Source organism: Cobetia sp. BMC6 (assembly GCF_029991385.1).
GTDB lineage: Bacteria > Pseudomonadota > Gammaproteobacteria > Pseudomonadales > Halomonadaceae > Cobetia.
In genome coordinates this window covers 943051-969337 of sequence record NZ_JAKUMF010000001.1, presented here as the reverse complement: position 1 = coordinate 969337, position 26287 = coordinate 943051, and the positions used below count along the sequence as shown (strand labels likewise).

At 60.4% G+C, this 26287-nt stretch carries 18 protein-coding genes; 8 read left to right on the top strand and 10 right to left on the bottom strand.

The genetic code is table 11. From position 1 onward, the window contains the following. Positions 1–37 precede the first annotated feature (37 nt). The 6 genes from MKZ40_RS04145 to urtA form a co-directional block, all read right to left on the bottom strand. A complete protein-coding gene (locus MKZ40_RS04145; RefSeq protein ID WP_175089552.1) occupies positions 38–976 on the bottom strand; it encodes an urease accessory protein UreD in 939 nt (312 codons plus the stop codon). Next, complete coding sequence (gene urtE, locus MKZ40_RS04140) at positions 973–1722, bottom strand: urea ABC transporter ATP-binding subunit UrtE (RefSeq protein WP_175089581.1); 750 nt, start codon at positions 1720–1722, stop codon at positions 973–975. The genes MKZ40_RS04145 and urtE overlap by 4 nt, the downstream gene beginning before the upstream one ends. Positions 1723–1769: 47 nt before the next feature. Beyond that, complete coding sequence (gene urtD / locus MKZ40_RS04135) at positions 1770–2597, bottom strand: urea ABC transporter ATP-binding protein UrtD (RefSeq protein ID WP_175089551.1); 828 nt, start codon at positions 2595–2597, stop codon at positions 1770–1772. Then, complete coding sequence (gene urtC, locus MKZ40_RS04130) at positions 2594–3775, bottom strand: urea ABC transporter permease subunit UrtC (protein ID WP_175089550.1); 1182 nt, start codon at positions 3773–3775, stop codon at positions 2594–2596. Before urtC ends, urtD begins: the two co-directional genes overlap by 4 nt. 3 nt (positions 3776–3778) lie before the next feature. Next, the gene (urtB, locus tag MKZ40_RS04125; protein ID WP_254627070.1) at positions 3779–5431 is read right to left on the bottom strand and encodes an urea ABC transporter permease subunit UrtB; all 1653 of its coding nucleotides are present in this window, start codon (positions 5429–5431) and stop codon (positions 3779–3781) included. A gap of 135 nt (positions 5432–5566) precedes the next feature. After that, positions 5567–6841, bottom strand: a complete 1275-nt coding sequence (urtA, locus tag MKZ40_RS04120) for an urea ABC transporter substrate-binding protein (RefSeq protein ID WP_175089579.1) — start codon at positions 6839–6841, stop codon at positions 5567–5569. A 653-nt stretch (positions 6842–7494) separates the two neighbouring features. Here urtA and MKZ40_RS04115 point away from each other — a divergent pair. The 4 genes from MKZ40_RS04115 to MKZ40_RS04100 all read left to right on the top strand — a co-directional run bounded on the left by MKZ40_RS04115 (position 7495) and on the right by MKZ40_RS04100 (position 14557). Beyond that, positions 7495–8487, top strand: coding sequence for a site-specific integrase (locus tag MKZ40_RS04115; protein WP_024952515.1), 993 nt, complete (start codon positions 7495–7497; stop codon positions 8485–8487). 115 nt (positions 8488–8602) lie between these two features. Further along, positions 8603–9418, top strand: a complete 816-nt coding sequence (locus MKZ40_RS04110; protein WP_175089549.1) for a hypothetical protein — start codon at positions 8603–8605, stop codon at positions 9416–9418. Further along, positions 9408–11858: a hypothetical protein gene (locus MKZ40_RS04105; protein ID WP_175089548.1), complete on the top strand. Its 2451-nt coding sequence runs from the start codon at positions 9408–9410 to the stop codon at positions 11856–11858. Before MKZ40_RS04110 ends, MKZ40_RS04105 begins: the two co-directional genes overlap by 11 nt. A 107-nt stretch (positions 11859–11965) precedes the next feature. Continuing rightward, positions 11966–14557, top strand: a complete 2592-nt coding sequence (locus MKZ40_RS04100; RefSeq protein WP_175089547.1) for a hypothetical protein — start codon at positions 11966–11968, stop codon at positions 14555–14557. 82 nt (positions 14558–14639) lie between these two features. Here the strand turns inward: MKZ40_RS04100 and MKZ40_RS04095 are convergent, their stop codons facing one another. Further along, positions 14640–18146 carry a DEAD/DEAH box helicase gene (locus tag MKZ40_RS04095; protein ID WP_175089546.1) on the bottom strand — a complete coding sequence of 1169 codons (3507 nt, stop codon included), beginning with the start codon at positions 18144–18146 and terminating at the stop codon, positions 14640–14642. A gap of 270 nt (positions 18147–18416) precedes the next feature. Here MKZ40_RS04095 and MKZ40_RS04090 point away from each other — a divergent pair, with 270 nt between their 5' ends. The 4 genes from MKZ40_RS04090 (at position 18417) to MKZ40_RS04075 (ending at position 23050) form a co-directional block, all read left to right on the top strand. Next, positions 18417–19838 carry a PLP-dependent aminotransferase family protein gene (locus MKZ40_RS04090; protein WP_024952511.1) on the top strand — a complete coding sequence of 474 codons (1422 nt, stop codon included), beginning with the start codon at positions 18417–18419 and terminating at the stop codon, positions 19836–19838. Between the two features lie 547 nt (positions 19839–20385). Continuing rightward, positions 20386–21801, top strand: coding sequence for a cytochrome ubiquinol oxidase subunit I (locus MKZ40_RS04085; RefSeq protein WP_175089545.1), 1416 nt, complete (start codon positions 20386–20388; stop codon positions 21799–21801). Positions 21802–21818: 17 nt separating this feature from the next. Next, positions 21819–22826 (top strand): cytochrome d ubiquinol oxidase subunit II, encoded by a 1008-nt coding sequence (cydB, locus tag MKZ40_RS04080; protein WP_175089544.1) that lies wholly within the window; start codon positions 21819–21821, stop codon positions 22824–22826. A gap of 11 nt (positions 22827–22837) precedes the next feature. After that, entirely contained in the window at positions 22838–23050 is a 213-nt protein-coding gene (locus MKZ40_RS04075; RefSeq protein ID WP_175089543.1) for a DUF2474 domain-containing protein, read from the top strand. Between the two features lie 169 nt (positions 23051–23219). Here MKZ40_RS04075 and MKZ40_RS04070 read toward each other — a convergent pair whose 3' ends face one another. The 3 genes from MKZ40_RS04070 to MKZ40_RS04060 form a co-directional block, all read right to left on the bottom strand. Then, the gene (locus MKZ40_RS04070) at positions 23220–23603 is read right to left on the bottom strand and encodes a RidA family protein (RefSeq protein WP_054556192.1); all 384 of its coding nucleotides are present in this window, start codon (positions 23601–23603) and stop codon (positions 23220–23222) included. A 99-nt stretch (positions 23604–23702) separates the two neighbouring features. Further along, complete coding sequence (locus MKZ40_RS04065) at positions 23703–24491, bottom strand: DUF3726 domain-containing protein (protein WP_175089542.1); 789 nt, start codon at positions 24489–24491, stop codon at positions 23703–23705. After that, complete coding sequence (locus MKZ40_RS04060; protein ID WP_217485855.1) at positions 24488–26287, bottom strand: hypothetical protein; 1800 nt, start codon at positions 26285–26287, stop codon at positions 24488–24490. Before MKZ40_RS04060 ends, MKZ40_RS04065 begins: the two co-directional genes overlap by 4 nt.

Below are 26287 nucleotides of genomic sequence, written 5' to 3'. Positions count from 1 at the left end.
GTGGCTCTTGTGGTTGTCATTCAGTGGGCTTTCGAGATCAGGTCAGCCAGATACGTGGCACCTGTGCCTCAAGCCCCGTCATCAGGGGGCGCAGTAGCTGCCATGCCTGCTGGCACAGCGCCCAGGCCTCGTTGCGTTCATGGCCCAGATAGCGCAGCAGCAACACGCCTTCGCGGCGGGTCACCGCCCAGCGCGGGGAGGCAGGCAATGCCTCACGCAGGGTCTCGATGGCCGCCGCTTCATCCTCGAGCCCGACCGCCCACAGCGTGGCCTGCACACTGCAACCGCCCTGCCCCCAGCGCCCGGTGAAGCGCGGATGCAGCGGGTCCAGCGACTGGCGCTCGATCCACACTGGCTTGCCGTCGCGGGTCAGGCGAAAGCGTTGTTCGAGATGGCCGCTGACGAAGGGCAGCTCACCGACCGGGCGCCCCAGTGCCAGCACTTCCCAGCCCAGACAGCGCGCAGAGCCGGCAAGCTCGAGGGTAGTGGTCTGCTCACCGCGCGAGCCATTGAAGGCCAGCGTCTCCTGAGGCAGCCATTCCAGGGTGGCCCCGTCGGCGACCTTGAGATGCGTATGCTGGCCCCAGGCCACGCCATTGCGATCCGCCTTGTAGAGCTTGGCCGCCGCCGGCGTGGTCAACAGCACATGCGCGCCCTCCTCCACCTCGGCCTCGATCTGCAGCGCATCGCCGCTGACCAGCCCACCGGGGGGATGCAGCAGATAGACGTGGCAGCAGCCGTGGCGGCCTTCGGGGTAGAACGGCCGCTGCACGCGCAGCGGGCCATGATGGCGTCTGCGCGTCAGGCGGGTGATGGCGCGCCCGCTATCACTGGTGTCTCGGGAGTCAGCCTCGAACCGCAGCGCCAGCGCGGCCTGCCACTGGCGCTGGTCATCGAAGCGGTGGCCGGAGGCATTGGCCTCACTGCGCACGGCATCCGTCGCGCCGTCAGCGGGAATCACGCATCGGATCGTCATACGGTCAGGTGCTGCTTGATCAGTTCATCGGACAGCGCCGCGATCTCGCCTTCGGCCACCCGGCGGCCGCGATCCATGATCACGAAGCGATCAGCGTACTTGCGCGCGAAGGGCAGCTTCTGCTCGACCAGCAGCACCGTCAGGCCGTCTTCATTGATCAGGCGACGGATGACCTCGCCGATCTGGGCGACGATATTGGGCTGGATGCCCTCACCGGGCTCATCGAGAATCAACAGGCGCGGTTCGATCACCAGCGCGCGGCCGATGGCGAGCTGTTGCTGCTGGCCGCCTGAGAGGTCGCCCCCGCGGCGATGACGCATCTCCTTGAGCACGGGAAACAGCTCATAGATGCGATCGGGAATCTTGCGCATGCCATCGCGGCGCACGGCAAGCCCGGTGCGCAGATTCTCTTCCACCGTCATCATCGGGAAGATCTGCCGCCCCTGGGGGACGTAGCCGACACCCAGCCGCGCGCGCTCCTCGAGCTTGCGCCGCGTCAGATCAAGCGGCTCATTGCTGCTGGCATCGCGACCGGAGTCGCTGCCACTGGCATCGCCATCGGCGCGGTACAGAAGCTTGCCGTCACGGACGCTCTCCTCGCCCATGATGCATTTCATCAGCGTGGTCTTGCCGACGCCGTTGCGGCCCATCACGCAGGTGCATTGTCCAATGGGAATCTCCAGCGTCAGGTCCCACAGCGTGTGGCTTTCCCCATAGAACTGGTTGAGCGTGTCGATGGTCAGCAGCGGCGACTCGCCGCTCGGCATCGGTGCCTTGGTGTTCAGCGCTTGCGTCATCCGTCACTCTCTCCCAGGTAGACCTCGACGACTTTCGGGTCGCTCGATACCGCATCCATGCTGCCTTCCGCCAACACCGCGCCCTGATGCAATACCGTGACCTTGCGCGCGATGGAGCGCACGAAGCCCATGTCGTGCTCGACCACCACCACCGACTGGCGTCCCGCCAGGCTGGTCAGCAGCTCCGCGGTGCGCTCCATCTCCTGCTCGGTCATGCCGGCCACCGGCTCGTCGACCAGCAGCAGCCGCGGCTTCTGCATCAGCAGCATGCCGATCTCCAGCCACTGCTTCTGGCCGTGGGACAGGATGCCCGCCTCGCGCGCATGCCACTCCTTGAGGTGAATCGTCTCGAGCACCTCCTCGATCCTGGCGCGGGTCTCACCGCTCATGCGCGCGGCCAGCGTCGGAAAGATGCGCTTGTCGGTGGCCATGGCCAGTTCGAGATTCTCGAACACGCTGAGCGCCTCGAAGACGGTGGGCTTCTGGAACTTGCGCCCGATGCCGAGGGTGGCGATCTCGGGCTCGCTCATGCGCAGAAGATCGTGACGGCTGCCGAACCACACCGAGCCACTGTCGGGGCGCGTCTTGCCGGTGATGATGTCCATCATCGTGGTCTTGCCCGCGCCGTTGGGGCCGATGATGCAGCGCAGCTCGCCATCGTCGATGGTCAGGTTGAGGTCATTGATCGCCTTGAAGCCATCGAAGCTGACACTGACATCCTCCAGATAGAGGATCGGCCCGTGGGTCACGTCCACCGGCGAGATGCGCGGGGTCAGGAAGTCGAACACGCGGTCACGCGTGGCCATCTCTTTCAACAGGCTCATGCGGTGGCCTCCTCGATGGGACGGGAACCGGATGCCGATTCGGACGGCGGTTCGGTCTTGGCCGCGGACGACTGCGAGCGGCTGCCCCAGCCACGCTGGGCGGAGAGGCCAGCGATGCCCTTGGGCAGCAGCACGGTGACCAGCACGAACAGGCCGCCGAGGGCGAACAGCCAAGCGTCCGGCATGATGCCGGTGAACACCGTCTTGGCGTAGTTGACGATCAGCGCGCCCAGCACGGCGCCGTAGAGCGTCGCGCGGCCACCCAGCGCCACCCACACCACCACCTCGATGGAGAACAGCGGCGAGAACTCGCCGGGATTGATGATGCCGACCTGCGGCACGTACAGCGCTCCCGCGACCCCGGCCAGCATCGCCGAGACCACGAAGATGAACAGCTGGACACGTTCGACGCGGTAGCCCAGGAAGCGCGTGCGCGCCTCGGCGTCGCGGCAGGCGATGCTCAGCCGCCCCAGCTTGGAGCCGACGATGCCACGACACAGCAGATAGCCGATCCCCAGCGCCACACCACTGGCGATGAACAGCGCGATGCGCACCGCATCCGTGCGCAGATCGAAGCCGAGAATGTCCTTGAAGTCGGTCAGGCCGTTGTTACCTCCGAAGCCCATCTCGTTGCGGAAGAACGCCAGCATCAAGGCGAAGGTCAGCGCCTGGGTGATGATCGAGAGATAGACGCCGGTGACGCGGGAGCGGAAGGCCAGGAAGCCGAACACCAGCGCCAGCAGCCCCGGCGCCAGCAGCACCATCAGGAAGGCGAAGCCGGGCATGTCGAAGCCCTGCCAGAACCACGGCAGCTCCTGCCAGTTGAGGAAGACCATGAAGTCCGGCAGCTCCGGATTGCCATAGACGCCGCGGTCACCGATCTCGCGCATCAGATACATGCCCATGGCGTAACCGCCCAGCGCGAAGAAGGCGCCGTGACCCAGGCTGAGAATGCCCAGGTAGCCCCAGACGAGATCCACCGCCACCGCCAGCAGCGCGTAGCACAGGTATTTGCCCAGCAGGGTGACGGTGAAGGTGCTGACATGCAGCGGATGCCCCTCGGGCAGCAGCACATGCAGCAGCGTGATGGCGAGCACCGACAGCGTCAGCACCGCGAGGAATATCTGGGTGGAGCGCTCCGTAAAGGGGCGAGCCAGCCAGGAACGTGAATCAGGCATGGATCAACCCTCCGCGGCGCGGCCCTTTTGCGGGAAGAGTCCCCGCGGGCGCTTTTGAATGAACAGGATGATGAAGACCAGCACCACGATCTTGGCGAGAACCGCTCCCGCCCAGGGCTCGAGAAACTGATTGAGCAGCCCCAGCGACATGCCGGCCACCAGCGTGCCCCACAGATTGCCGACCCCGCCGAACACCACGACCATGAAAGAATCGATGATGTAGTTCTGGCCCAGGTTCGGCCCGACGTTGGTGATCTGGGAGAGCGCGACACCGGCAAGGCCAGCCACGCCGGAGCCGAGCGCGAAGGTCATGATGTCGACGCGGGTCGCCTTGATGCCCATCGAGCGCGCCATGGCACGGTTCTGGGTCACCGCACGTACTTCAAGACCGAGCCGGGTGCGGCGCATGATCAGCATCAGACCAGCGAACACGAACAGCGCGAAGCCGATGATGTAGAGGCGATTGAGCGTCAGTGACAGCGCCTCATTGATCATCAGTGAGCCACTCATCCACTCCGGCGTGACCACGATGCGATTCAGGGGCGAGATGGTGGTACGCACCAGCTGCTGCAGGATCAGGCTGATGCCGAAGGTGGCCAGCAAGGTCTCAAGCGGACGCCCCTTGAGGTGCTGGATGACGCTGCGCTCGATGATCACCCCCACCGCCGCCGCGACCAGAAAGCCCGCCGGAATCGACAGCAGCAGCGCCAGCCCCGGCTGCCCCGGCAATAGCTGCTGCATGCCCCAGGTGGTGTAGGCACCCAGCATGATCAGTTCACCATGCGCCATGTTGATCACGCCCATGACACCGAAGGTAATGGCAAGGCCGATGGCGGCCAGTACCAGTACCGAACCCAGCGAGAGGCCGAAGTAGAGCGTCTCGAGCCCGCTATTGAGCTGAAGCTTCTGCTCGATACCGGCCAGCGCCACCTTGGCGGCCTGAGCCAGCTGCGGATCATCACTCACCGCGGCGCCATTGATGGCGGCGATCGCGGCGGCGTTCAGGCTGCCGGACAGAGTCTCCAGCGCCGCGGGGTCGCCAGTGGCTTCCAGCTGCTGGATGGCGAGGGCTTCCTTGAGCGTGGCGCGGATAGCGTCATCACCCTCCTGCTCGATCAGGCTCGGCAACCGCTCGGCCATGGCCTCATCGACACTGCCGCGCAAACCGCGCGCAGCCGCGAGTCTGATCTCGGCATCCGGGGAAGACAGGTCGATCATCGAGAGCACGCCATCGATATGCCCACGCAGCGAGTTGTTGCTGCGCAGGGTCTTGAGTTCGCGGCGCGAGACCTTGCCCGCCGATTCTCCCGACAGGGCGTCGGAAACGGCCCACTCACGGCCGCGATTGTTGTCGATGATCAAGAAGCGCTCGGCGTCCTTGAGGCGAGCCAGCTTGCTGGCGGAAAAGGCTTCCAGCCAGCCACGTGCACGCGCATCGCCGCTCATGGCGATCTCATCGATCACGGCCGGCTTGGCCGGGTTGCGTGCCTCGGCAAGCTGGGTCAACAGGGATTGGGCAGCGCCGTCAGACAGGCGCGCAGACTGCCCAGTCGCGGACTCGGGCTGGGCAGCGACAAACAGGGGGAATGAAAGAAGACAGACCAGCAGCATCCACTGCCAGTACCAGCGGAACATCGTTGCAACGGAGATAGACATCAAGAAGGCCATCCATGGTGAACGCACAAAGGCGTCATCAGTCTCCAAAGGCATCGTGGCTTTGGAGACTGACACTCAACGAGGCGGCAAGCAGGTGAGCCAGCACGCCGCCTCGCTCTCAGAACGTGCTACGCATCATTGCGCCGCAACGCTCTGTTGAGCCCCACAGGAATGGGTCACGACATTGTAGTTGCCGCATTCCATCGGCTTGCGCCAGTCACTGATCAGGTCCCTGGAACCTTCCAGATAGTCCGACCAGGCATCGCCTGCCACGGTGGACGGGGTCTGCCAGACGACGGAGAACTGGCCGTTGTCCTGGATCTCCCCGATCAGCACCGGCTTGGTGATGTGATGGTTGGGCATCATGGTGGCGTAGCCGCCGGTCAGGTTGGGAACGGATACGCCGATGATGGCGTCCTTGACCGCGTCGACCTCGACACTGCCCGCCTTGCGAGCGGCTTCCATCCACATGTTGAAGCCGATGTAGTGGGCTTCCATCGGGTCGTTGGTGACCGCATCTTCCTTGCCGGTGTAATCGATCCACTCATCGATGAAGTCGTAGTTGGTGTCGCTGTCCACGCTCATGAAGTAGTTCCAGGCGGCCAGGTGGCCGACCAGCGGCGCAGTATCGATGCCCGAGAGTTCCTGCTCGCCCACCGAGAAGGCCACCACCGGGATGTCCTCGGCATTGATGCCCTGGTTGGCCAGCTCACGATAGAACGGCACGTTGGCATCGCCATTGATGGTGGACACCACGGCCGTCTTCTTGCCGGCACTGCCGAAGGACTTGATGTCCGAGACGATGGACTGCCAGTTGGAATGGCCGAAGGGGGTGTAATTGACCATCACATCCGCGTCCGCCACGCCCTTCGACTTGAGGTAGGCCGCCAGGATCTTGTTGGTGGTTCGCGGATAGACATAATCCGTGCCCGCCAGCACCCAGCGCTCCACGCCCACGTCGTTCATCAGATAATCCACTGCCGGAATCGCCTGCTGATTGGGCGCCGCTCCTGTGTAGAAGACGTTCTCCGAGGACTCCTCGCCCTCATACTGCACCGGATAGAACAGCAGGCCGTTGAGCTCCTCGACCACCGGCAGCACCGACTTGCGCGAGACGGATGTCCAGTTGCCGAAGATCACGTCGACCTTGTCCTGCGCCAACAGCTCACGCGCCTTCTCGGCGAACAGCGGCCAGTTGGAAGCCGGATCGACCACGACAGGCTCCAGCTTGCGTCCCAGCAGCCCACCGTTCTCGTTCTGCTTCTCGATCAGCATCAACATGGTGTCTTTCAGTGTCGATTCACTGATCGCCATGGTGCCGGACAGTGAATGCAGGATGCCGACCTTGATCGGCCCTTCTTCTGCCTGGGCGACATTGGCCAGCGAGAAACCGACACAGGCGGATAGCATTGCGGCAGCGATTTTCTTGTTCACGACATTCCCTCGTGTCTTGTTGTACTTGTTGTCCCGATTGAAGTAGTGCAATCGATGTGCCAGCCCGTGATCAAGCGCACCCGTATAGGGGAATCACCCTCGTAACGCGTTGTCTGGAGAGATGCACACATACCTTAAGTGCACCGAAACAGAGCAACAAAATCTCCTTCATGTAGAAAGCGCACCAACATGGTGAGCTTTCTACAAACACCTCATATAAGCCTCTGTTTCACAGTGCTTCTTAGACTGGTTTTATATTGTTGCGTACTGGTGCATATCGCATTCGACAGACTTTCCGTCCACATGATGTCTCTGCGAAATCAACCCCTTTTTAACAGCCCTTCCCCTCTCTATGAGGACAGCGACTTCTGACATACAGACTGCAGGAGTGCGGCCGTCAGGCCGTTGCAGATCGCCTTCCCTGAAGCACGAAGCCCGATAGCGTAGGTGGGACTTGCGAACAACAGCGCAAGTCACAGGCGTCACAGCGTCGACGCCCCACACTACTGATCAACCGAGGTGCTTCATGACCATCCCATTGCCATACCGGTATTCATCCAGGCGTGAAAACGCCCCGTGCTGGATAACACCCTCTGACTTCGATGGATTGACACCATCAGGAGGTGAGCATGTCGCTTGAAAAGGAACCGGGACGCTTACCGAGCGAAGTCACGCCATGGCTCGGGAAAGAGCAGAGCCATGAGCTGACAGGCAACATGCAATTGTCACGCGCCGCGAGACGGCTACTGGCTGACAGCATGGCAAAGAACACCATCCTGGCATTTCGATCAGATATCCGGGGCTTCTTGAAAGCCGGCTACTCACTCCCCGCCACTTCCCATCAGGTCGCCAACTATCTGGCGGAGATGCATGCCAAAGGACGCAAGCCTGCCACGATTTCTCGTCACGCCAGCTCGCTGGGTACCTGGCATGTCTATATGCAGTTGCCCTCGCCCACGCTGAGCCTGGAAGTGAAAGGGGTATTGAAGGGGATTCATCGCAAGAGTGATGGACGACAGCGCCAGGCCCCCGCTTTGCGGCTCCATCATTTGCAACAGCTGTTGCAAGCTCTGGACCTAGATGCTCCCCGAGATCTACGTGATGCCAGCATGTTCTGCCTGTGCTTCTACGGGGCGTTTCGCGCAAGTGAGGTCGTCGCGCTCTACCGAGAGGATATCGAATGGCGTGATGCCGGTATCGTGATCACGTTGCGCCACAGCAAAACCAATCAAAGCGGACGGATCGAACAGAAGACGCTCCCCCGCAATCCAGCCGGCGGGCGTTGCTGCCCAGTGACGTTACTGGAGGCTTGGCTTGCCTGGAGTGGCATTCGTCGAGGTGCACTATATCGCTCCATCGATCAGGCAGATCGAGTGGGGGCCGGCAGAATGCACCCCGTCACGTTCGGCAATCTACTCAAGAAGGCGTTACAGCGCGCCAACCTCAGTGCAGAAAAGTTCACCACCCACAGCTTTCGTGCCGGCTTCATTACCGAAGCGCATCTTCGTGGGAAAAGCGATCAACAGATAAAGCGCATCAGCGGGCATCGTGATCAGAAGACTTTCGAACGCTACATTCGACTGGCGGATGACATGCATGACCCGGGCAATGACATCTTTTGATAGCTCGCACCCTGAAAGGCGCTGCCAAGGACGGCAGCACTTCCAGCGGGGTCGATGAGATGATATTTATCCTACTATAAGGATGAGATAATTAATAAGACGCAAGGGAGAGCTCATGACCGATACCTACACGCCCCTGCCTGAGGCTGAGTTTTCCATCTCAGGCAAGATACGGAATCTTTCACGACGCTCTCTTGGCGATCTCATCTCCCTTCCGCCTCCACGCAAAGGCAAGGCCCCTTCATACAAGGGCCTGCTGCTCAGCCACCTCCCCATCGTGCTTGTCGGTGCCCAGGGCCACACCGAGCTGCTCACCCATGGCATGCTCCTGCGACAACTCAGAGAGTCACCTCTCGAGAACTTCCGTTCCCTCAAGGTGTTTGAGGTGGACCGTGAAGGTCTCACCTACGAGGAGCTGGAGGTGTTGCGCTATCTGTCAGAGGTGCTACCTCAGGAGCTTTTCAACACCTCACACGTGATGGAAGCCCGTGCATTCATCAAGCAGCTCAATGAGAAGCCTGGGCTGGAAGAGAAGTTGGCCCGTATCGTGTTCGGGTTATCGAAACCCACCCTGGATATCAAGAGTCTCATGATCCTGACCCAGGGCCGCTGGGCGAAGAGCACACTGCAACGTGCCCACAGCCCCAAAGGCCAGCGGAGTCTCGACGATGATCGCGGAGCCTCAGAGCCACTCTCCCCCGAGACAAGCAAGGACAACGAGGCACAAAAAGCGGCGCCAACATCAGTGCCCCTCACTCCCCCAGCGCCCAAGCCGATTCCATCCGCTCGGTACCAATCAGCATCGGGCTCCGCCCCAGACACCACGAGGCCAGCCACCTCACCCACTCGCAGGTCCCATGTAGCACAAAGGGTTGACGACCTGTTTGGCGATCTATTGGACGAGGAAGGGAGTCCTCCTCATGATGGATGATACTCCCGAAAGCAAGACATGGCTCCCCGAAACCATCCTTCATCAGTGGGAAGAACAACTAGATGACGTGGTATTGTCGGCTTCGGAGGAAACGCGCTTATGGCCGTTTCTTCACTGTAATCTTCCCCCATGTAGTCAGGCGGATCTCTGGATATCCGCTCATATTCAGGCAGCGGATGACAATGATCCTGAGTTGCTCGACCTCATCAACAAACTCCTGAGGATACTCCCTCTTGCGCCGGGACCATTACAGGCGATTCGTCAGAGCCACCCACTGCATAGCCAGCTGACCTTTCCCGATAAATTCGCTCCCTCCATGGTGCGAGCCAATATCGCAAACCAGGCAATACAGCTCGCGCGCCATGGCACGACCTCAACACACGCTTTCGAACTCTTGCCAAGCAATGGCGAGCCATCCCCCATCGAGCACAATCGCCGATTGATTCGTCTTGCCTTGCGCGACATGGCCGGCTATCACTCGGGGCCTTCTGTCGATTGCAATCTCTATTACCAGCATTTATCGACCCTACATGTCGCATTGAAGTACATGCTGCCACTTTGGCAGCACCCGATCGCGTGGCATCGTTCTGCCAATCTCTCGTTACTCAGCGCCTGTAAACATATCCCGTGGCTGAAAAACGGCAACCCAAGACTGTATGACCAATTGCAGCAGGCCCAGGAATTGCTCTCCGGTTACCTGCCCATCGGAACTCGTCGCGCGCCCTACGCGAAGCGGCTCCCACAACGCTCCGTCTTTTTTCATGACTCATTCAAGCGCGACTTTTCATCGGTTGCCTCCAGTCCTGAACTATCTGAGACACTCGTTACCGCACGACTCTCGGACGACAACGAGGACGTTGACACCAGTCTCGAACCAGACAAGATCTCTCAGCCACAAGAAGAAGTGGAAGCGCCCTTTCATCACAAGGGAGATACCCTGTTGACACCGCAAGATTGCAGGGTGATCGCGCGCAAACGCCAGCAAACCTCTATCGCACAGAGCCTGGGAAGTCTGTCGAATTTCGCCACCACTCAAGGGCAGATCCGAAGAATACTGACATTACCTTTCCCGCCTGATGCCAGACTGCTGGTGCAGCTTGTGCTCGCAACAGGTATTGCCCCCGAACGTCTCAGTCAGCTCCGTGTGACGGGTGTCGAGCAGGAGGCACTGCTCTGCACTGCGACGGTGTCGCGGAATCAATCACTGCAGTGGGTCCCCGATAGCAACACACTCTACGTTCCTGTCATTCATGCACCGTCACAAAGCCCACCCCTGCCTCTTCGCCTACCGGACGCCCTCGCGATACCCCTCAATCAATTGAGCGAAGCGACAACTCAGCCTCTGACCAAGAGTCTGGCGGTGCTCAACCGCCAGCTGAGGCAACATATGGCAACGCACACAGGCACGACTCCCACGGCCCAGCGCGTGGCCAGAGCCGCACGGCTTCATCTTCTCGGCATGGCGAAGACCGATATCGAAGCGGAGTGGCTTCACGGGGAGCTCAGCCTGAAAACAGCAGCGCCTGCCGCTTACCGCAAGACGTCCCTACGTGAACTGCAGCGTCTCATGAACACGTCGCTGGGGTGGTGGGAGATCACGACACCGATTAACGCGACCCTGCCTCCCAGGAATGCACACGCCATCACGACCTTGGGCTCGAGCATGACACTTTCGCTCCACACTGCCAGGGTGGCACTGAAGGGCTTGCATGATCTGGCCCAAAAGGGTCTTTCCGACTTTCCCATTGCTGCCCGTGGCCGAACCCCTTCACCTGAGGACTGCTCGGCCTTGATCGAGCTCAACAGTGCGCTTTGCTGCTACGTACTCATGGGAGTCCAGCTGACGGTAGGACTTCGTCCACCAGGTGCCACTACGCAAATGTCTCGGCGTGGACGCCTGCTGTGGATCGCTGACAAGGATTCAGGCCTCTACAGAGAAAGCCGGGTCATCCCGTTGCCTCTCCCGGTTTGCCAGAATCTCGATACCCTGCAGGCATGGCAGGCCTCCTGGCGGCAGCACTGGCCACGAAATGGCGGGACCTGGCTGTCATGGCCTGAAGACGAGCAGGCACTGGCCATGTGGTGGTCAAGACGCCAGGCCAGCCTCAATCTGACTGCAAAGCCTTGCCAGCAGACCCACATCCGAGGCTGGATCAGCACACATCATCAAGCGCCGTCACTGACAGCCGCGTCACGCAGTGCACTCGCTACCCTGCTGGCACTTCCCGATAACGCGCCACGTCATTTCGTCGCCCAGACACTCGATGGGCGAATGCAAGCGAACACGCTGGATATGCTGCTGGGCCATGTCAAACGCGGCCAGCAGCGCCATGCCCCCTATGCCAGCAACATCTGCCTACCGCCGGAGATGCAACGCCTCTTGGGGGAGTTGTCCGATGAGTTGCGAATCAAGGTGATACCTCTCAAGGATTTGCCATGAGTAGAGATGGGAAGTTTTACCTTGCACCTACAAGGGAGACGTCAGGAATCCGATCACTGGCCAAGCTCGACCCTGACTTGCACCTAAAGCTCATGAGCACCCACCACATGCAAGAGCTATGGTCGCGCTGGGAGGAACGCCGACTTGATCGAGTCAAAGGCACGCAACGCCAGCAAAGCCTGCACCTGCTGTACTGGATCGAGCGTCACGCCAAGCGCCAACCGGCCAACGATATGCCGGCAGAGGCCGGAAGCATGATGCTGTACCTCAACCATACGCAAGCCAAGGCAATGGTCACGGAACTGATTCGATGGAGAAAGGTGCATCATCGCCGGCCGATAAGGCCCCGTGAAGCTTATCGCGTCATCGGCCGCTTTCTGGAGGAAGTCAACCAAAGCCCGGGAGTCGTGGCAATGCTGCCACAGTGGCCCACACAGGCCCGGCGCAAAAGCGTGCTACCAATGGAGGCCAAAGCTCTGGACCGCGCGACCAGGGTCTTGCCGATCATCCGAGCGCTACGTCAACCCGGGACTGGCTTTCCGCTGTTGCGCGCTGCCGTAGAGCTCGGTGTGCGTGCAGGGTTAGGCCAACAGGTGATTCTGGTCACATTGGCCTGCCTGACGCGTCGTCACTTCGAGAGCGATCGCAACGCCCCCAATGAGTGGGTCTGGATCCCCGCTCACGCGGCACCGTCGACGGTCATGTCGCCTCACATGACGGCCTACCGTCTGCCATTGGAGTCGACACTGACGACTGCGCTCAAGACATTGAGAGCCAGAAAACCCACCACAGCCAAGGACGAGTGGTTATTGGCCGAGAGGCCAGAAGACCAGTCCCTCTCGATTCCCGAACGGATTCGCATCGTCAAGGGTCGCATGAGACAGGAGCTGGCCTCCCTGATCACCACACTGCCCATGACAACCGAGGAACGCCGAAGGCTTAAGCTGACCACCTTGCTGAGCGCATTGCCTCATGCGGCAGTCCTGGGGGGATTGCCCGGCTACTGGGTCAGCCAGTTCAGTCGCTATCCGATTCCCTACAGCAGCGCGCATGGGCTTTATGAGCCCCACTCCTACTTCGCTCGGCTCGAGGCTCCACCGGTCAGCACGGTCATGGCTATTGATTCCGGCTACCATCAGCAGGAACCCATGGCGGATGACGACTCGGCGAGCGCCATGGATCTTTTCGCGACCAAGGCATCAGAAACGAACGCTTCCCCCCACTCAACCGTACTGACACAACCTCCGGGGCAGCGCTTGATGAACCAGGATTCCTGGCCAATCGACTGGCTTCCGTCGGCAAGGCGCATCCTCAAGCAATGGATCGGGGTCATTTCCTCTGATCATCTTCGCAAGACAAGTGACGAAAGGGTCAAGAAGCGTCTGGAGGCGCTGCTGCTCGAGACAAGCAGACGCCTCACAAGACTACTCATGGGCATCCGCCATAGCTACCCGGTCATGGTGCTCTATTGGCTGCATGATCTGCGCGTGACTCGCATGCTGCGCGTCAGTTCACTGCACACCTATCTTTCTCGCAGCTTGCCGATGGCGATGGCGGATTACACCTTGTCGATCGACATTCAGGAGTGGGACAACGACAGTGCCCAGGAAATGTGCTGGTGCGTGCCACGCGATATGGGGTGGTCTGCCAGCACGACACACAGCTTTCTTGGCAATATGGGGCAGCTCATCCGCTTCATGCACAGCATGGGAGTATTGCTGGACGTGGAGCCGCCGATATCAGGCAATCACAAGACCCCCAGCGCCAAACGAATTCATTTCGCCACCCTGAGACAGATGGAAAAGGTACGTACCCATCTTCTCGCAGTACCCGATGCAACACCTGATGCCACCATGCAGTGGCTCAGCATCGCGCTGGGCTTCCACGGGGGGATGCGCGCCAGCGAGGTCTGCGCCCTGACGCTACGGGACATTCGCATCGAATGTCCTCAGGGCACCTTTTCGCTCGAGCAGTGGTTGGAGGACCACTGCCCGGCCGAGCCCACAAAGGCGCTACCTGATACGGGATTCTCACCTCCCTCACCACATGAGAGAGATACCCTGCACGTGAAGTTGCGTGAACTTCTGAAGTCATTGCCGGAGATTGAGTGTCGCGTTTATATTCACGCCGGAAAGACGCCTTCAGCGCGGCGCGTACTTCCCCTGCACCTTCTGACATTCTTCGGCGATATTGAAATGTTGGCAGCATGGTGGGTATATCGACGGCGATGCTTCCCCTCGACAGCCCTCTCTGATATCGCGCTGTTCGGCCCGAGCGAGAGTTGTCAGGCATTCAATCATGCCGGCCTGATCGCTCCGGCAATCGACACTATGCGAAGTGTGCTGGGGAGTGCCATCGATTTTCACTCGTTGCGCCATGCAGCGGTCAGTTGGTGGCTGATTCGTCTTGAGGCGGCGCAGAACCGTGACATACTCGACGACTTGCAGGAGCACGGCTCCTGGGGACTGCAAAAAGTGCCCCTGAAACGCTTTCTGAAGGGGGTTCGAGGCTATGCCGGACAGGACAGTCAGGATCGCGGCATGTTGTTGTATCAACTTGCCGTCTGGATCGGCCACCGCACCCCGGAACAGACATTGACGCACTATGCCCATAGTCTGGAATACCTGCACCGGCAGGCCATGCGGCGCGCCAGTGAGTACACCCGGGCGATCACACCCTGGGTAGCCCCAGTAACATGAGGTGCCATGGCCTGACTCAACGCCTCTCCCCCCCAATAGGCAACCGCCTTGCCATGCCCCAACGGGGGGGGCCATATCGGGATCACACCGGAGCAAACAACAAGGCCAGATCCTCCTCATCAAACAGGGGCCCCTCCTCCTGACGCCCGCTTCCCCCTTCCAGTACTGATGCGGCAAGATCCGCCTTGCGAGACTGCAGCTCCAGGATGCGTTCCTCAACAGTTCCTGCACAAACCAGCTTGTAGACAAACACCGGATTCGTCTGGCCCATTCGATGAGCACGCCCGGTGGCTTGGGCCTCTACGGCAGGATTCCACCAGGGGTCGTAGTGGATGACCGTATCTGCCGTCGTGAGATTGAGCCCAGTCCCCCCTGCCTTGAGGCTGATCAGGAATACGGGTACCTCGCCACGCTGAAATTGCGCCACACGCTCGGTTCGCACTGCCCCGGGCGTCTGCCCTGTGAGAGTCAAGTGAGAAATCCCCTCCCGCTCCAGTGCTCCCCCGATCAATTCAAGCATTTCCGTAAATTGCGAGAAGATGAGGATACGCCGACCGTCCTCGACCAACGATGGCAACAGTTCACGTAGCGCCTCCAGTTTGGCTGAGCGCTGAACCGTCGCCGCACTTTGATGTTTGACAAGCCGTGGGTCACAGCACACCTGGCGTAATTTCAACAGCGCATCTAGCATCACGATGCCGGAGGCTGCCAGCCCGCGTGTCTCGATCGCCTCCTTGACCCGTTGATGCTGTGTCAGTCGAAGACTCTCATAAAGCTCTCGCTGTGCACCGGTCAGCGTGACGTCTCGCTGAGTCTCCGTCTTGTCCGGCAATTCATTGAGGACTTGCTGTTTGGTACGCCGGAGGATGAGTGGCGAGATACGACGAGAAAGTCGCTGACTCACAGCGTCGTCAGCATGTTTCTCGATAGGGGTACGAAAATGCCGACCAAACCACTGCTGGCTTCCCAAGGCGCCTGGTGCAGCAACATCCAATTGCGCCCATAACTCACCCAGGTGGTTTTCCAATGGCGTTCCGGTCATCGCGATCATGCGATCTGCATTGAGCCTGCGTACGGTACGCGCGGTCTGACTGGCAGCATTCTTGATGGCTTGGGCCTCATCCAGTACCACGATACCGAAGTGCTGCTCGCACAGATGCTCGATATCTCGCACCAGAAGGGGGTAAGTCGTGATGACAAGATCTACATTGGCGACAGCAGTATCGATCTGCTCACGACGGCTGGCCTTGGCTCCCTGAAGCGCCAGCACGCTCAGTGTCGGCGCAAATCGAGCCGCTTCGGCGCACCAGTTACCGACGAGACTCGTCGGGGCCACCACCATGACAGGCCCACGCAGTCCCCCTCGCGAACGCTCATCGAGCACGTGTGCAAGGATCTGAATGGTTTTTCCAAGCCCCATGTCATCGGCCAGAATACCGCCAGTACTCAACTCCGAGAGGAATCGCAACCAGGCTAGTCCTCGCGCCTGATAATCGCGCAATTCACCCTGGAAACCGTCAGGGGCTGGCAATTTATCAGGAAGCTCACGCAATCGTTGGGCAAGGGCCACGGCATCCTCTCGCCCCACCCAGCGCTCATGATCTGCCAAGGGGGCCAGCTGATCGATGGAGGTCAATGGCACACGAAGTGCGCTTGTGGGTGCCTCGCTATCGTGAAGCCAGTCCATCAAGGGAGCCAACCAGGCACGTAGCTTGGCAAGTGGAAGCACCAGCCGACGGTTATCCGGCAGGTGTACTACCCAGCTTGCCCCCGCTTCCTCATCCTCCTCCGGCGTCAACGGAAAGTCTTCGCGCTGAATGAGTTGACGCAGAATGGGGAGCAGATTGAAGGATTCATTCTCCACCTCAACGCCCAACGCAAGATCGAACCAGCCGTTCTCGGCGGACTCGAGCGCTCCATACCAGTTGTCTGGCGATAGATATTCGGGCTCTTGCGGGAAGTCGTCACTGAACTCGACCACACATCCCGCCTGACGTAATTGCAGGATCATGTCCCACCATTCCTCAGGAGCAGAAAGACAGGTCCTCCATTCCGCCGCATTTTCTGGCACCTGCCTATCTATCGGCAGCAGCAAGCTCCACGAGGGCAACTCCAACCCATCCGGTACATCGTGGTGCGCGGCGAGTTCTTCCAACGTGACCATGCCTGGCGGAATGGCGCGAATCAGCGCGATTTCCGCCTGTTGATCACGTGGTATCGTCAAACGCTGCCCATCGCGCAGCCCCTGGGCCACCTCTCCCTCCTCTGGGGGTATCTCGATACCGGCATAGCTCAGGCTCACGACACCAGCGCCCAACCGAATAGGAGTTTCGTTCCAGACGTGGCGGCGCGTTGGCAGACGTGCCTGTGCGACACACATGGTGATCTTCAGCTTGGGTTTCACATCCTCGAGCGTTGTTTCCACGAGGGTTCTCGGAGAGGGGACTTGGGCTGCCAGCCCCGAGACATTCTGGAGGCGAGAGGTCAACCACTCGCTCATTTCCGGCGGTAACGCGGGAACGTGCTGGAGTTGGCGCCAAAGCTCAACATCCCCCTCCAGAGGGCCAAACTGCTTATTCTGAGGGTCAAGATAACAAAGCGACTTGCCGACACTGGCTACGATAGCCGCGGGAGACAAGATATCTTCAGGTATCGTGGACATCTGCAGCCGCTGCACACCCTGCTCATCTATCTGCCAGGTCGGGGCGATACGGCAGGTCGGCCCAATACCAAGCTGTGGGCCCGTCTGCTTCTGATGGAAAAGCAAGGGGGAGGCATCGCTTGCCAGCAGGGACCAGAGCGCTTTCGCCTGGAATGCCTTGTTCAACGTCAAACCTTTGGATTGCCCAGGAAAGTACCATTGCGAATCTTTGCTGCCATGCAATAACTGCTCGATGGCCTCCTCCTGCGCCGGCTGCCATCCCATTGCAGGAACAGGTGACAACTCCCCCACGTGAGAGACTTCAACTTTCACTGGCGAGACCCATCGATCAAGCTGCGTCTTGCTCTTGGAGGGCCTCAACCACACCGGCTGCACCGTCAGCGCGGGAAGCCCCCTGTGGCCGGACTGCACATCAAGGAACAACCCGAGACGGTGGTTGGCACCTACTTGGACGGCTGACGGCACCGCCGGGGCTTGACTGTGATGTTGCAGCCAGATTGTCCACTCACGTTTCGCCGCCTGAAGTGACGGCGCTTGCTCCACTTCGTCGGGCTCAAGCGTGCCAGGAACCTCCAGGGCTTTCCCCAAAGGGCCGCTACTCAGGAAGGTATCGATCAATGCGACTGCGTGCTTGCAGGTACTGCCCACCGGACAACTACAAGCTGTTCGCATCTGGTGCCGAGTACCCACAGGAGCCAACATGATCATCGTGCGATAAGGGGTGCCCAGACTGCCCGCGACATCGCCAGAAAGCGTCAAACCACCCTTCTCATCCAACTCTACCTGCCACTGCTCATCCACTCGCTGCTGGCGCGCGTAACGCAGACCACGCTCCAAGGTGCCTGCATCAAACTCATCACGCCATCCATGCTGAAGGAGTGCGATATTCAAGGCGAACGATGCATTACTCAAACCAGTGGCTGCCACAGCGGCACTCTCCATAGAAATATGACGATATTGGAGCAAATTACGGGACTGCTAGTAAACCAGACGGATTCGCCGCCATAGGGCAGGCCTAACAAGCCTCATGGACCGAAGCAAACCTCTATGCAAAGGGGCTTGCTCCGATAGCCAGAGAAGTGAGCGAACACCATGAGAATTAAGGTATCAGTCGCGATGCCACCTGAGACTCTCTGGTATAGCGCCGTCCCCCACTTCGGTATCCTTGCCCTTCCACAGCCCACCAGGATAGCTCCCATGAAGCGTTATGAACGCTTTGCTGCCGAGATCTCAAACCTGATTCGTACCGGCATTCTCGCCCCAGGTGAGCGCGTGCCGTCAGTGCGTCAGGCCAGCAAGGCGCATGGCATCAGTCCCTCTACCGTCTTCCAAGCGTATTACCTGCTGGAGAATCAGGGATTGATCAGTGCGCGGCCGCGCTCGGGATATTTCGTGCGTGACAATGCCTCGCGGATACTCGATGAGCCGCATGTCGCCCTGCAGCAGCAAGCTCCTTCCGATGTCGCCGTCAGTGAACTGGTGTTCTCGGTGCTGGGCTCACTGCGCGACAACGATACCGTCCCCTTCGGCTCTGCCTTCCCGAGCCCGGAGCTCTTTCCCCTCGCGCGGCTTGCGACCAGCATGACGCGCGGGCTGCGCCAGCTGTCATCGCATGCCGTGATCTCCGACATGACCACAGGCCATCCTGACCTGTGCCGACAGATCGCTCAGCGCTACATGGTCAATGGCATGCAGCTGCCGACAGAGGAGTTGGTGATCACCAATGGTGCCATGGAGGCGCTCAATCTTGGCCTGCAATGTGTCACCCAGCCCGGGGACCTTGTCGCCATCGAGGCGCCGGCCTTCTATGCCACGCTTCAGGTGCTTGAGCGGCTCAAGCTGCGCGCGGTGGAAATTCCGGTACACCCGCGCGAAGGGATTGATCTCGAGGTACTCGAGAATCGTCTGGAGACGCTGCCCATCAAGGCCTGCTGGTTCATGAGTCATCTGCATAATCCGCTGGGGGCCAGCCTGAGCGATGCACGCAAGGCCGAACTGTATGCGCTGCTCTGCCGTCATCAGCTACCGATGCTGGAGGATGATGTCTACGCGGAACTGTATTTCGATCAACGTGCCGAGGTGTCGCCCCCGCAACCCGTCAAGGCGCTGGATGTCGAAGGTCTGGTGATGCATTGCGGGTCGTTCTCCAAGTGCCTGGCACCGGGCTATCGGGTGGGCTGGATATCCGCGGGGCGGCATACCCGGGAGATTTCGCGCCTCAAGCTGATGACGACCATCTCGCCATCGCTGCCCGCCCAAGTGGCCCTGGCCGACTACCTTCAGCATGGCGGCTACGACCGCCACCTGCGCAAGCTACGTCTGGCGCTCGAGACCCAGCAGACAGCCATGCTGGCAGCCATTGATCGCTACTTCCCCGAAGACACTCGCGTGACCCACCCCCACGGGGGTTATTTCCTGTGGTGCGAGCTTCCCGAGCACATCGACTCGCTGGCCCTGTTCCAGCAGGCGTTGGCCCACGGCATCAGCCTAGCGCCGGGGCCTATCTTCTCGGCCACCCAGGGCTTCAAGCATTGCATTCGCTTGAGCTACGGCCACCCATGGGATGCGGCGTCAGAGCGCGCCATGCAGACATTGGGTGAATTGCTCAAGGCAGCCTGAAACGCGGACCGCTCAGGCTGCATGCGAGGTGCGAGGAGTGCCTCGAGTATATCCGCGCATGAGTGCGCGCAAATGCCGCAGCCCTTGTGGCCGCCTTGCCACACAGTCTTCACTCGTCATCCGCGGGGGCGAAAACAGCCTTTTGCGGCACATGTCACTCGCGCGCCAGCCGCTTGCCACACCTGGATATCGCACCTTGTTGCGCACCCTGGCTGCATGCCTTGATGCCGCACGCGTGCCCTAGCAGGGTGCGCAAGAGCCCGCCATGGCGGGGCCTGCCGCCAAGGGCGATGTGGCACGCGCCTGACCCCGTCATAGTGCTGACGTGAATCAGAGTGCGCCCTCCTGCCCGACTCGCCTTGCTGGATTCTCGCCAGACCACCTGGCTGGCTCACGGGCATTTAACGACTGACCAAGATTCAGCTCGCAACTGATATGGTTTTTTCTCGCACAACTGAGCCTGTTATGGCTTCCGGTGGCTCCCTAGAGTAGCGGCGAAGATTCAGGCAGGGCCGTCCCCCTTGCCGCCTACTCAGGAGACATTGCCATGTTCGGCACCGAGGCCATCGACCTGGCCAGGATACAGTTCGCCTTCACCATCTCGTTTCACATCATCTTCCCGGCCATCACCATTGGCCTCGCCAGCTATCTGGCGGTGCTGGAAGGCATGTGGTTGAAGACGGGCACACAGGTCTACCGCAACCTCTATCATTTCTGGTCGAAGATTTTCGCGGTCAACTTCGCGATGGGTGTGGTGTCAGGACTGGTCATGGCCTACCAGTTCGGCACGCATTGGAGCGGCTTCTCGGCCTTTGCCGGCAGCGTGACCGGGCCACTGCTGACCTATGAAGTGCTGACCGCCTTCTTTCTCGAAGCCGGCTTCCTTGGCGTGATGCTGTTTGGCTGGAATCGCGTCGGCCGCGGCCTGCACTTCTTCTCGACCTGCATGGTGGCGCTCGGCACCCTGGTCTCGATGTTCTGGATCCTGTCGTCCAACAGCTGGATGCAGACCCCTCAGGGGCATGAGGTCATCGATGGCATCGTCGTGCCGGTCGACTGGCTCGCGATCGTCTTCAATCCCTCCTTCCCCTATCGCCTGGCCCACATGGCACTGGCCTCCTTCCTGAGCACCTCGCTGTTCGTCGCTGCCTCCGCCGCCTGGTTGCTGCTCAAGAAACGCGACACCCCGGAAGTGCGCAAGATGCTCGTCATGGCGGTGCTGATGTTGATGGTGACCGCCCCGCTCCAGGCCTTCGTCGGCGACATGCATGGCCTGAATACGCTCAAGCATCAACCGGCCAAGATCGCGGCCATCGAAGGCCATTGGGACAACAGCCATGGGGAACCGACGCCGTTGATCCTGTTCGGTGTGCCCGACATGCAGCGCGAAGAGACGCGCTTCGCACTCGAGATTCCGGCTCTCGGAAGCCTGCTGTTGATGCATGACATCGACAAGCAGGTACCGGCGCTCAAGGACTTCCCCGCTGCGGACCGCCCCAATTCGACCGTCGTGTTCTGGAGCTTCCGCCTGATGGTCGGCCTGGGCCTTGCGATGATTCTGCTCGGCCTCTCGGGTGTCTATCTGGCCCGCAAGGGCAGGCTCTTCACCTCGCGGCGCTGGCTGAGGCTGGCCGTCGCCATGGGGCCGGCCGGTCTGATCGCGATACTCGCGGGCTGGTTCACCACCGAAGTCGGCCGCCAGCCGTGGGTGATCTACGGCTTGATGAGAACGGAAGATGCCGTCTCTGCCCACAGCGCCATTCACCTCAGCATCAGCATGACGGCCTTTGTCACGGTCTACTTCATCGTCTTCGGCACGGGGATCAACTACATCTTCAAGCTGATCAAGAAAGGGCCTGCGGGTGATGACAGCCACGCCCCCAGCGGCGGCCCCGGCAAGCCACGCACACCTTCCCGCCCACTGTCGGCCATCGAGGAATCTCTCGACGGCACCACTCACTGACCGGAGCGATGAACGCTATGGGTATCGACCTTTCTGTCATCTGGGCGGGCATCATCCTGTTCGGCCTGATGATGTACGTGATCATGGACGGCTTTGATCTGGGCATCGGCATTCTCTTCCCGTGGGTGGAGGAAAAGGTGGACCGCGATGTGATGATGAATACCGTGGCCCCCGTGTGGGATGGCAACGAGACGTGGCTGGTGCTGGGCGGCGCGGGGCTGTTCGCGGCCTTTCCGCTGGCCTACGCCGTCTTGCTGGAAGCCCTGAGCATTCCTCTTGTCGCCATGTTGATCGGCCTCATCTTCCGCGGTGTCGCCTTCGAATTTCGCTTCAAGGCCTCGGACGCAAGCCGCCACTGGTGGGACAAGGCCTTCGTGGGCGGCTCGGTGCTGGCTACCTTCAGTCAAGGCGTCGCGCTGGGAGGCTACATCCAAGGCATCGCCTTCGATGGGGTTCACTTCAGCGGCGGTTCGTTGGACTGGCTTGCGCCCTTCCCGCTGTTCTGCGGTGTGGCGCTGCTGTTCACCTATGCATTGCTCGGTAGCACCTGGCTGATCATGAAGACCGAAGGCATTCTTCAGGAGCGGATGTATGCCTTGACGCGTCCGTTGACGCTGTGGGTATTGATCATGATCGCGGCCGTCAGCCTGTGGACTCCGCTGGCGCACCCGGCTATCGCCGAGCGCTGGTTCACGCTGCCACAGCTATTCTGGTTCCTTCCGGTACCGCTGCTGGTATTGCTGTCGGGGTATGCGCTGATCCGCGCCATTTCCTTCCAATATCACGCCCAGCCCTTCCTGCTGGTCTTGGCCTTGATCTTCTTGGGCTACAGCGGTTTCGGCATCAGCATGTGGCCTGACATCATTCCAGGTCATGTGACGATCTGGGAAGCGGCCTCTCCACCACAAAGCCAGGGTTTTGCCCTCGTCGGTACGCTCTTCATCCTGCCGATCATCCTGGTGTACACGGCGTGGAGCTACTTCGTGTTCAAGGGCAAGGTCCGTCACACCGATGGCTACCATTGAGAGGTGCTGACATGACATCCCCGACACGTGAGACTCACTCAGCGCCATTGAATGCTCCCTCAGCCAGACTCGGCGGCGAGCCATCCGGCACGCCCACGCGCCCGGCAAGCTGGCTCAGCAAGATCGGCTGGCTGGTGGTGATCTGGGGAAGCAGCGTCAGCGCGCTGGGCCTCGTCTCTCTGGCACTGCGTCGCTTCATGCAGGCCGCGGGCCTTACGCCCTGAAAGCACAGCGAAAGAAGACATCACGTAGAGACCAAAAGACGCCGGAGCAGAGAATGCTCCGGCGTCTTTCATGTTGGCCTGAGGGCTTGATATACCGATGGGCCTCAATGACCAGTCAATGCAGGGCGCAGATGTGACGGGGCACTCCCTCGCCCGCATCCCGGTGGTTTTAGACATCCACCTCCAGTGCGGCGTAGGCGACCATCTCCACCAGCATCTCTTCGCGTGCAAACCCGGAGACGATGATGGCAGCCCGGTTGGGATAGGGCTCACGCACATATTCTGCATAGAGGCTATTCACTGTCGCCAGATGCTCGCGGTCAGTCACATAGATCAGCACCTGAGTCAGCGAGGAGGCGTCACCACCGGCGCATTCCAGGGTATGAATCAGATTGTCCAGCGTCTGGCGGGTTTGGGCCGCAATCCCGCCCTCCACGACATTGCCGGCAGCATCGATCGGGATCTGGGCAGTGAACAGGATGCCATTGCCGACACTCGCCCATGACAGGGGCGCACGAGAGGCAAACAGATCAGTCTTGACGGGATGAACCATGGGTTATTCCTCGAATATCTTTCGATAGGTGCACTCCATGACTCGCCGGCGCAAGAGCGGCGAATCATGGAGTGTTGGGGCGTATTGAGAAGCGAGAGGTCAGTCGTTGTCGGTGATACCGGCGCCGGCACCACTGCGAGAATCTTCCGTTGCCTCGACCAGCAGGCGTGTCGAGAGCGCTTTCAGGCGTGACCAGAGTTCGTCATCCACATCGATCCCTTCCTGCATGGCTCGTTGGCGACAGGCAAGCAGCTTCGACTCTTCATGACAGGCCAGCAGGTCAACGTCATAGTCGGAGCGAAGGGATGGCAGCAGATCGACATGGTTGGCCATCACCAGGGTGATGCCGTCATTGGGCTCATTCTCTTCTGGCACTTCACGCACGGCATAGACCCGTATCTCGGGGACCGAGCTGTTGGCCCTGAAACCCACGACCTGCTCGATCATGGGGCAGCCGATCGCCTCATCCACATCCTGGGCGTTGCGCCAGAAGGCGGTAACATTCATGCCACGCCCCGCAAGACGCGCCAGATAGCCCATGATCAGCTGCCGATTGTGGCAATGCTGGATCTTGATGACAGCGAGGCCACGCGCACGGGCCTTGGCGAAACCGAGTTCCAACGCCAGCGATGAGCTCTTCAATACGCTGTGGCCGTGACTATCGATTACTGCGAGGTCTCCATCGGCATAGACAATTTCCGGCGGACGCTCCTCGGTATCCTCCAGCAAGAAACGCAGTCCGCGATTGAGCGCCGCCAGCCCTTCCAGCTCATAGAGCTGCATCCAGGCAACCATGTCGGCGGCATCACCGGCGTCACCGTCTTCGAACCCCATCGCCTGAAAGGCCTTGCGACACAGTCCGTGAAGCTCGTTGTAGGAGACCTTCATGACATTCCTCCCACTGTCGTGGTGTTGCCCTGCCGAGGATCGGCAGTCATCTCTGGCCGCGTCGTGCTTGCAAGCTGCGGTGCCAGCGGGAAGCTCCAATCATCAAACGCGACAGGATCCTCTGGCTCGGCGTTGAGTTCCTCCACCAACGGAGCCCCCTGGAAGAGCGTGATACGCACCCAACGATCAGACTTCGGGTCGAAACGGCTGGCACCGAAGAATGAGAGCTTGGTCCGCAACAGGTGCATGGGCTTCATGTCCCGCGCCCACAGGTTGGCGCGTATCTCGCCAAAGCTGGTGTTGGCCATGCTCTGGATGCGGCGCACGATATCCTTGTGACGTGGGCAATGGATGAGGAATTCCACCACCAAGGCACGAGGGTGGTCTTCCAGGTACTGACTGATCGCCGCATGGGTATCCGCGACGCGCGGGGCAATCGCCAGTTTCATTTCCTTGTCGGCGCCCGCCTCCCTGTCGCGGACTCCCAGACGAGGCTCCTCCTTCTCGACCGAGCGATACCAGAACCAGTGGCGATTCTCGGGAAGTGAAAAATCGAAGCGCAACGTCCAGTCGTAGTGCGTTTCGATCACCTGCTTGAGGTGAACCAGTGGCATGTCCGGGGTCAGCTCCAGACTTTCCTCCACCGCCATCAGGTCCTCATAGCGGTCGACGATGCTCGGGTACAGTTCCAGCAAGAGGGTATTCACCAGCTCCTGGGCTTCGAGCCCATGCTGCTGGTGGCTCCAGTCGATCAACTCCTGCCAGAGCTCCGGCGACAGCGGCACAAGCTCGAGCCAGGTCATCAGCTCAGGCAAGGACGCCACCGTGGCCTGGTTGCGCAAGGTCTGCTCGTGATCATCCGTGACCGTCTGGCGAAGATGGGTCTCGGCGCGCTTGAGGAGAGCCAGCAGACGTGAACGTTCCTGCTCTCCCGGCACCTGTGCCGTCACTTCGGCAAGCGCCAGTTCTCGGCTTTCCACCCAGCGCTGTACCAGCTGGGGATGATTGATCAGGAACGGCGCCATTCCGAGGCCAGTGGAGTTGCCAATGCCCAGATAACGCTTCAATGGGGTTGCCAGAGGTGCGGCGGTCTCGGGAGCCAGGGCACGGGCCATGTGCTCTATCTGCTGGATCGAGAAGTGACGCAGCAGATAGACGCCCAGCATCTGGGCAGAAAATGGCCGATGGAAATCCGCGTTGTCCTTGAGACGGTCATAATCCGCGATGCCGAACTTGCCATTGCCATAGACGGCCGTAGTCCGATACAGATAGCCGACCCGGGTCAGCCATTCAGGATCAGGTTGCTGGCCTGCACTCAGTGCCTCCAGGAAGCTTGCGAAGTTACGCAAGCTGCGATTGGCACGCGAAAGGACCAGCAGTCTGGGATGCTGGCGCCCGGCTTCCTGCAACGGCACATTGGCCGCCATCTGCTCGAGAAGCGCATCATCCACATCACCTTCCACGACGCCGAAGGTGACATCCCAGGCTTCGGCGATGACGCGGTCAGAGCGTGCGGAATCCTCAAGCGCCTGAGAAAATATGACGCCGTGATAGCGCTTGCTGGGCGTCTGCAGGCAGTAGATCGCCACACCGTGACCGAGGGCATCCAGTTCGAAGCGGGTCGTGGTGATATTCCATTTTTCATGTGCCATCTGGCGCACCAGACTTCTCACGAAACTCAGGCGGCTGGCATGCAGACTGCCGAGGCGCTCCAGCTGCATCACATCGTCCGGTGCCCGCAGCCGTAGCCGCTGCTCGGTGGATGAGAGGCGTGCACCCTGGTGATTGCGCGACAT

Bases quoted from the DNA above. Each gene is read 5' to 3' on its own strand.
- MKZ40_RS04145 (WP_175089552.1), bottom strand. From the start codon at position 976: ATGACGATCCGATGCGTGATTCCCGCTGACGGCGCGACGGATGCCGTG.
- urtD (WP_175089551.1), bottom strand. From the start codon at position 2,597: ATGAGCCTGTTGAAAGAGATGGCCACGCGTGACCGCGTGTTCGACTTC.
- urtC (WP_175089550.1), bottom strand. From the start codon at position 3,775: ATGCCTGATTCACGTTCCTGGCTGGCTCGCCCCTTTACGGAGCGCTCC.
- urtB (WP_254627070.1), bottom strand. From the start codon at position 5,431: ATGTCTATCTCCGTTGCAACGATGTTCCGCTGGTACTGGCAGTGGATG.
- urtA (WP_175089579.1), bottom strand. From the start codon at position 6,841: ATGCTATCCGCCTGTGTCGGTTTCTCGCTGGCCAATGTCGCCCAGGCA.
- MKZ40_RS04115 (WP_024952515.1), top strand. From the start codon at position 7,495: ATGTCGCTTGAAAAGGAACCGGGACGCTTACCGAGCGAAGTCACGCCA.
- MKZ40_RS04110 (WP_175089549.1), top strand. From the start codon at position 8,603: ATGACCGATACCTACACGCCCCTGCCTGAGGCTGAGTTTTCCATCTCA.
- MKZ40_RS04105 (WP_175089548.1), top strand. From the start codon at position 9,408: ATGATGGATGATACTCCCGAAAGCAAGACATGGCTCCCCGAAACCATC.
- MKZ40_RS04100 (WP_175089547.1), top strand. From the start codon at position 11,966: ATGCAAGAGCTATGGTCGCGCTGGGAGGAACGCCGACTTGATCGAGTC.
- MKZ40_RS04090 (WP_024952511.1), top strand. From the start codon at position 18,417: ATGAAGCGTTATGAACGCTTTGCTGCCGAGATCTCAAACCTGATTCGT.
- MKZ40_RS04085 (WP_175089545.1), top strand. From the start codon at position 20,386: ATGTTCGGCACCGAGGCCATCGACCTGGCCAGGATACAGTTCGCCTTC.
- cydB (WP_175089544.1), top strand. From the start codon at position 21,819: ATGGGTATCGACCTTTCTGTCATCTGGGCGGGCATCATCCTGTTCGGC.
- MKZ40_RS04075 (WP_175089543.1), top strand. From the start codon at position 22,838: ATGACATCCCCGACACGTGAGACTCACTCAGCGCCATTGAATGCTCCC.
- MKZ40_RS04070 (WP_054556192.1), bottom strand. From the start codon at position 23,603: ATGGTTCATCCCGTCAAGACTGATCTGTTTGCCTCTCGTGCGCCCCTG.
- MKZ40_RS04065 (WP_175089542.1), bottom strand. From the start codon at position 24,491: ATGAAGGTCTCCTACAACGAGCTTCACGGACTGTGTCGCAAGGCCTTT.
- MKZ40_RS04060 (WP_217485855.1), bottom strand. From the start codon at position 26,287: ATGTCGCGCAATCACCAGGGTGCACGCCTCTCATCCACCGAGCAGCGG.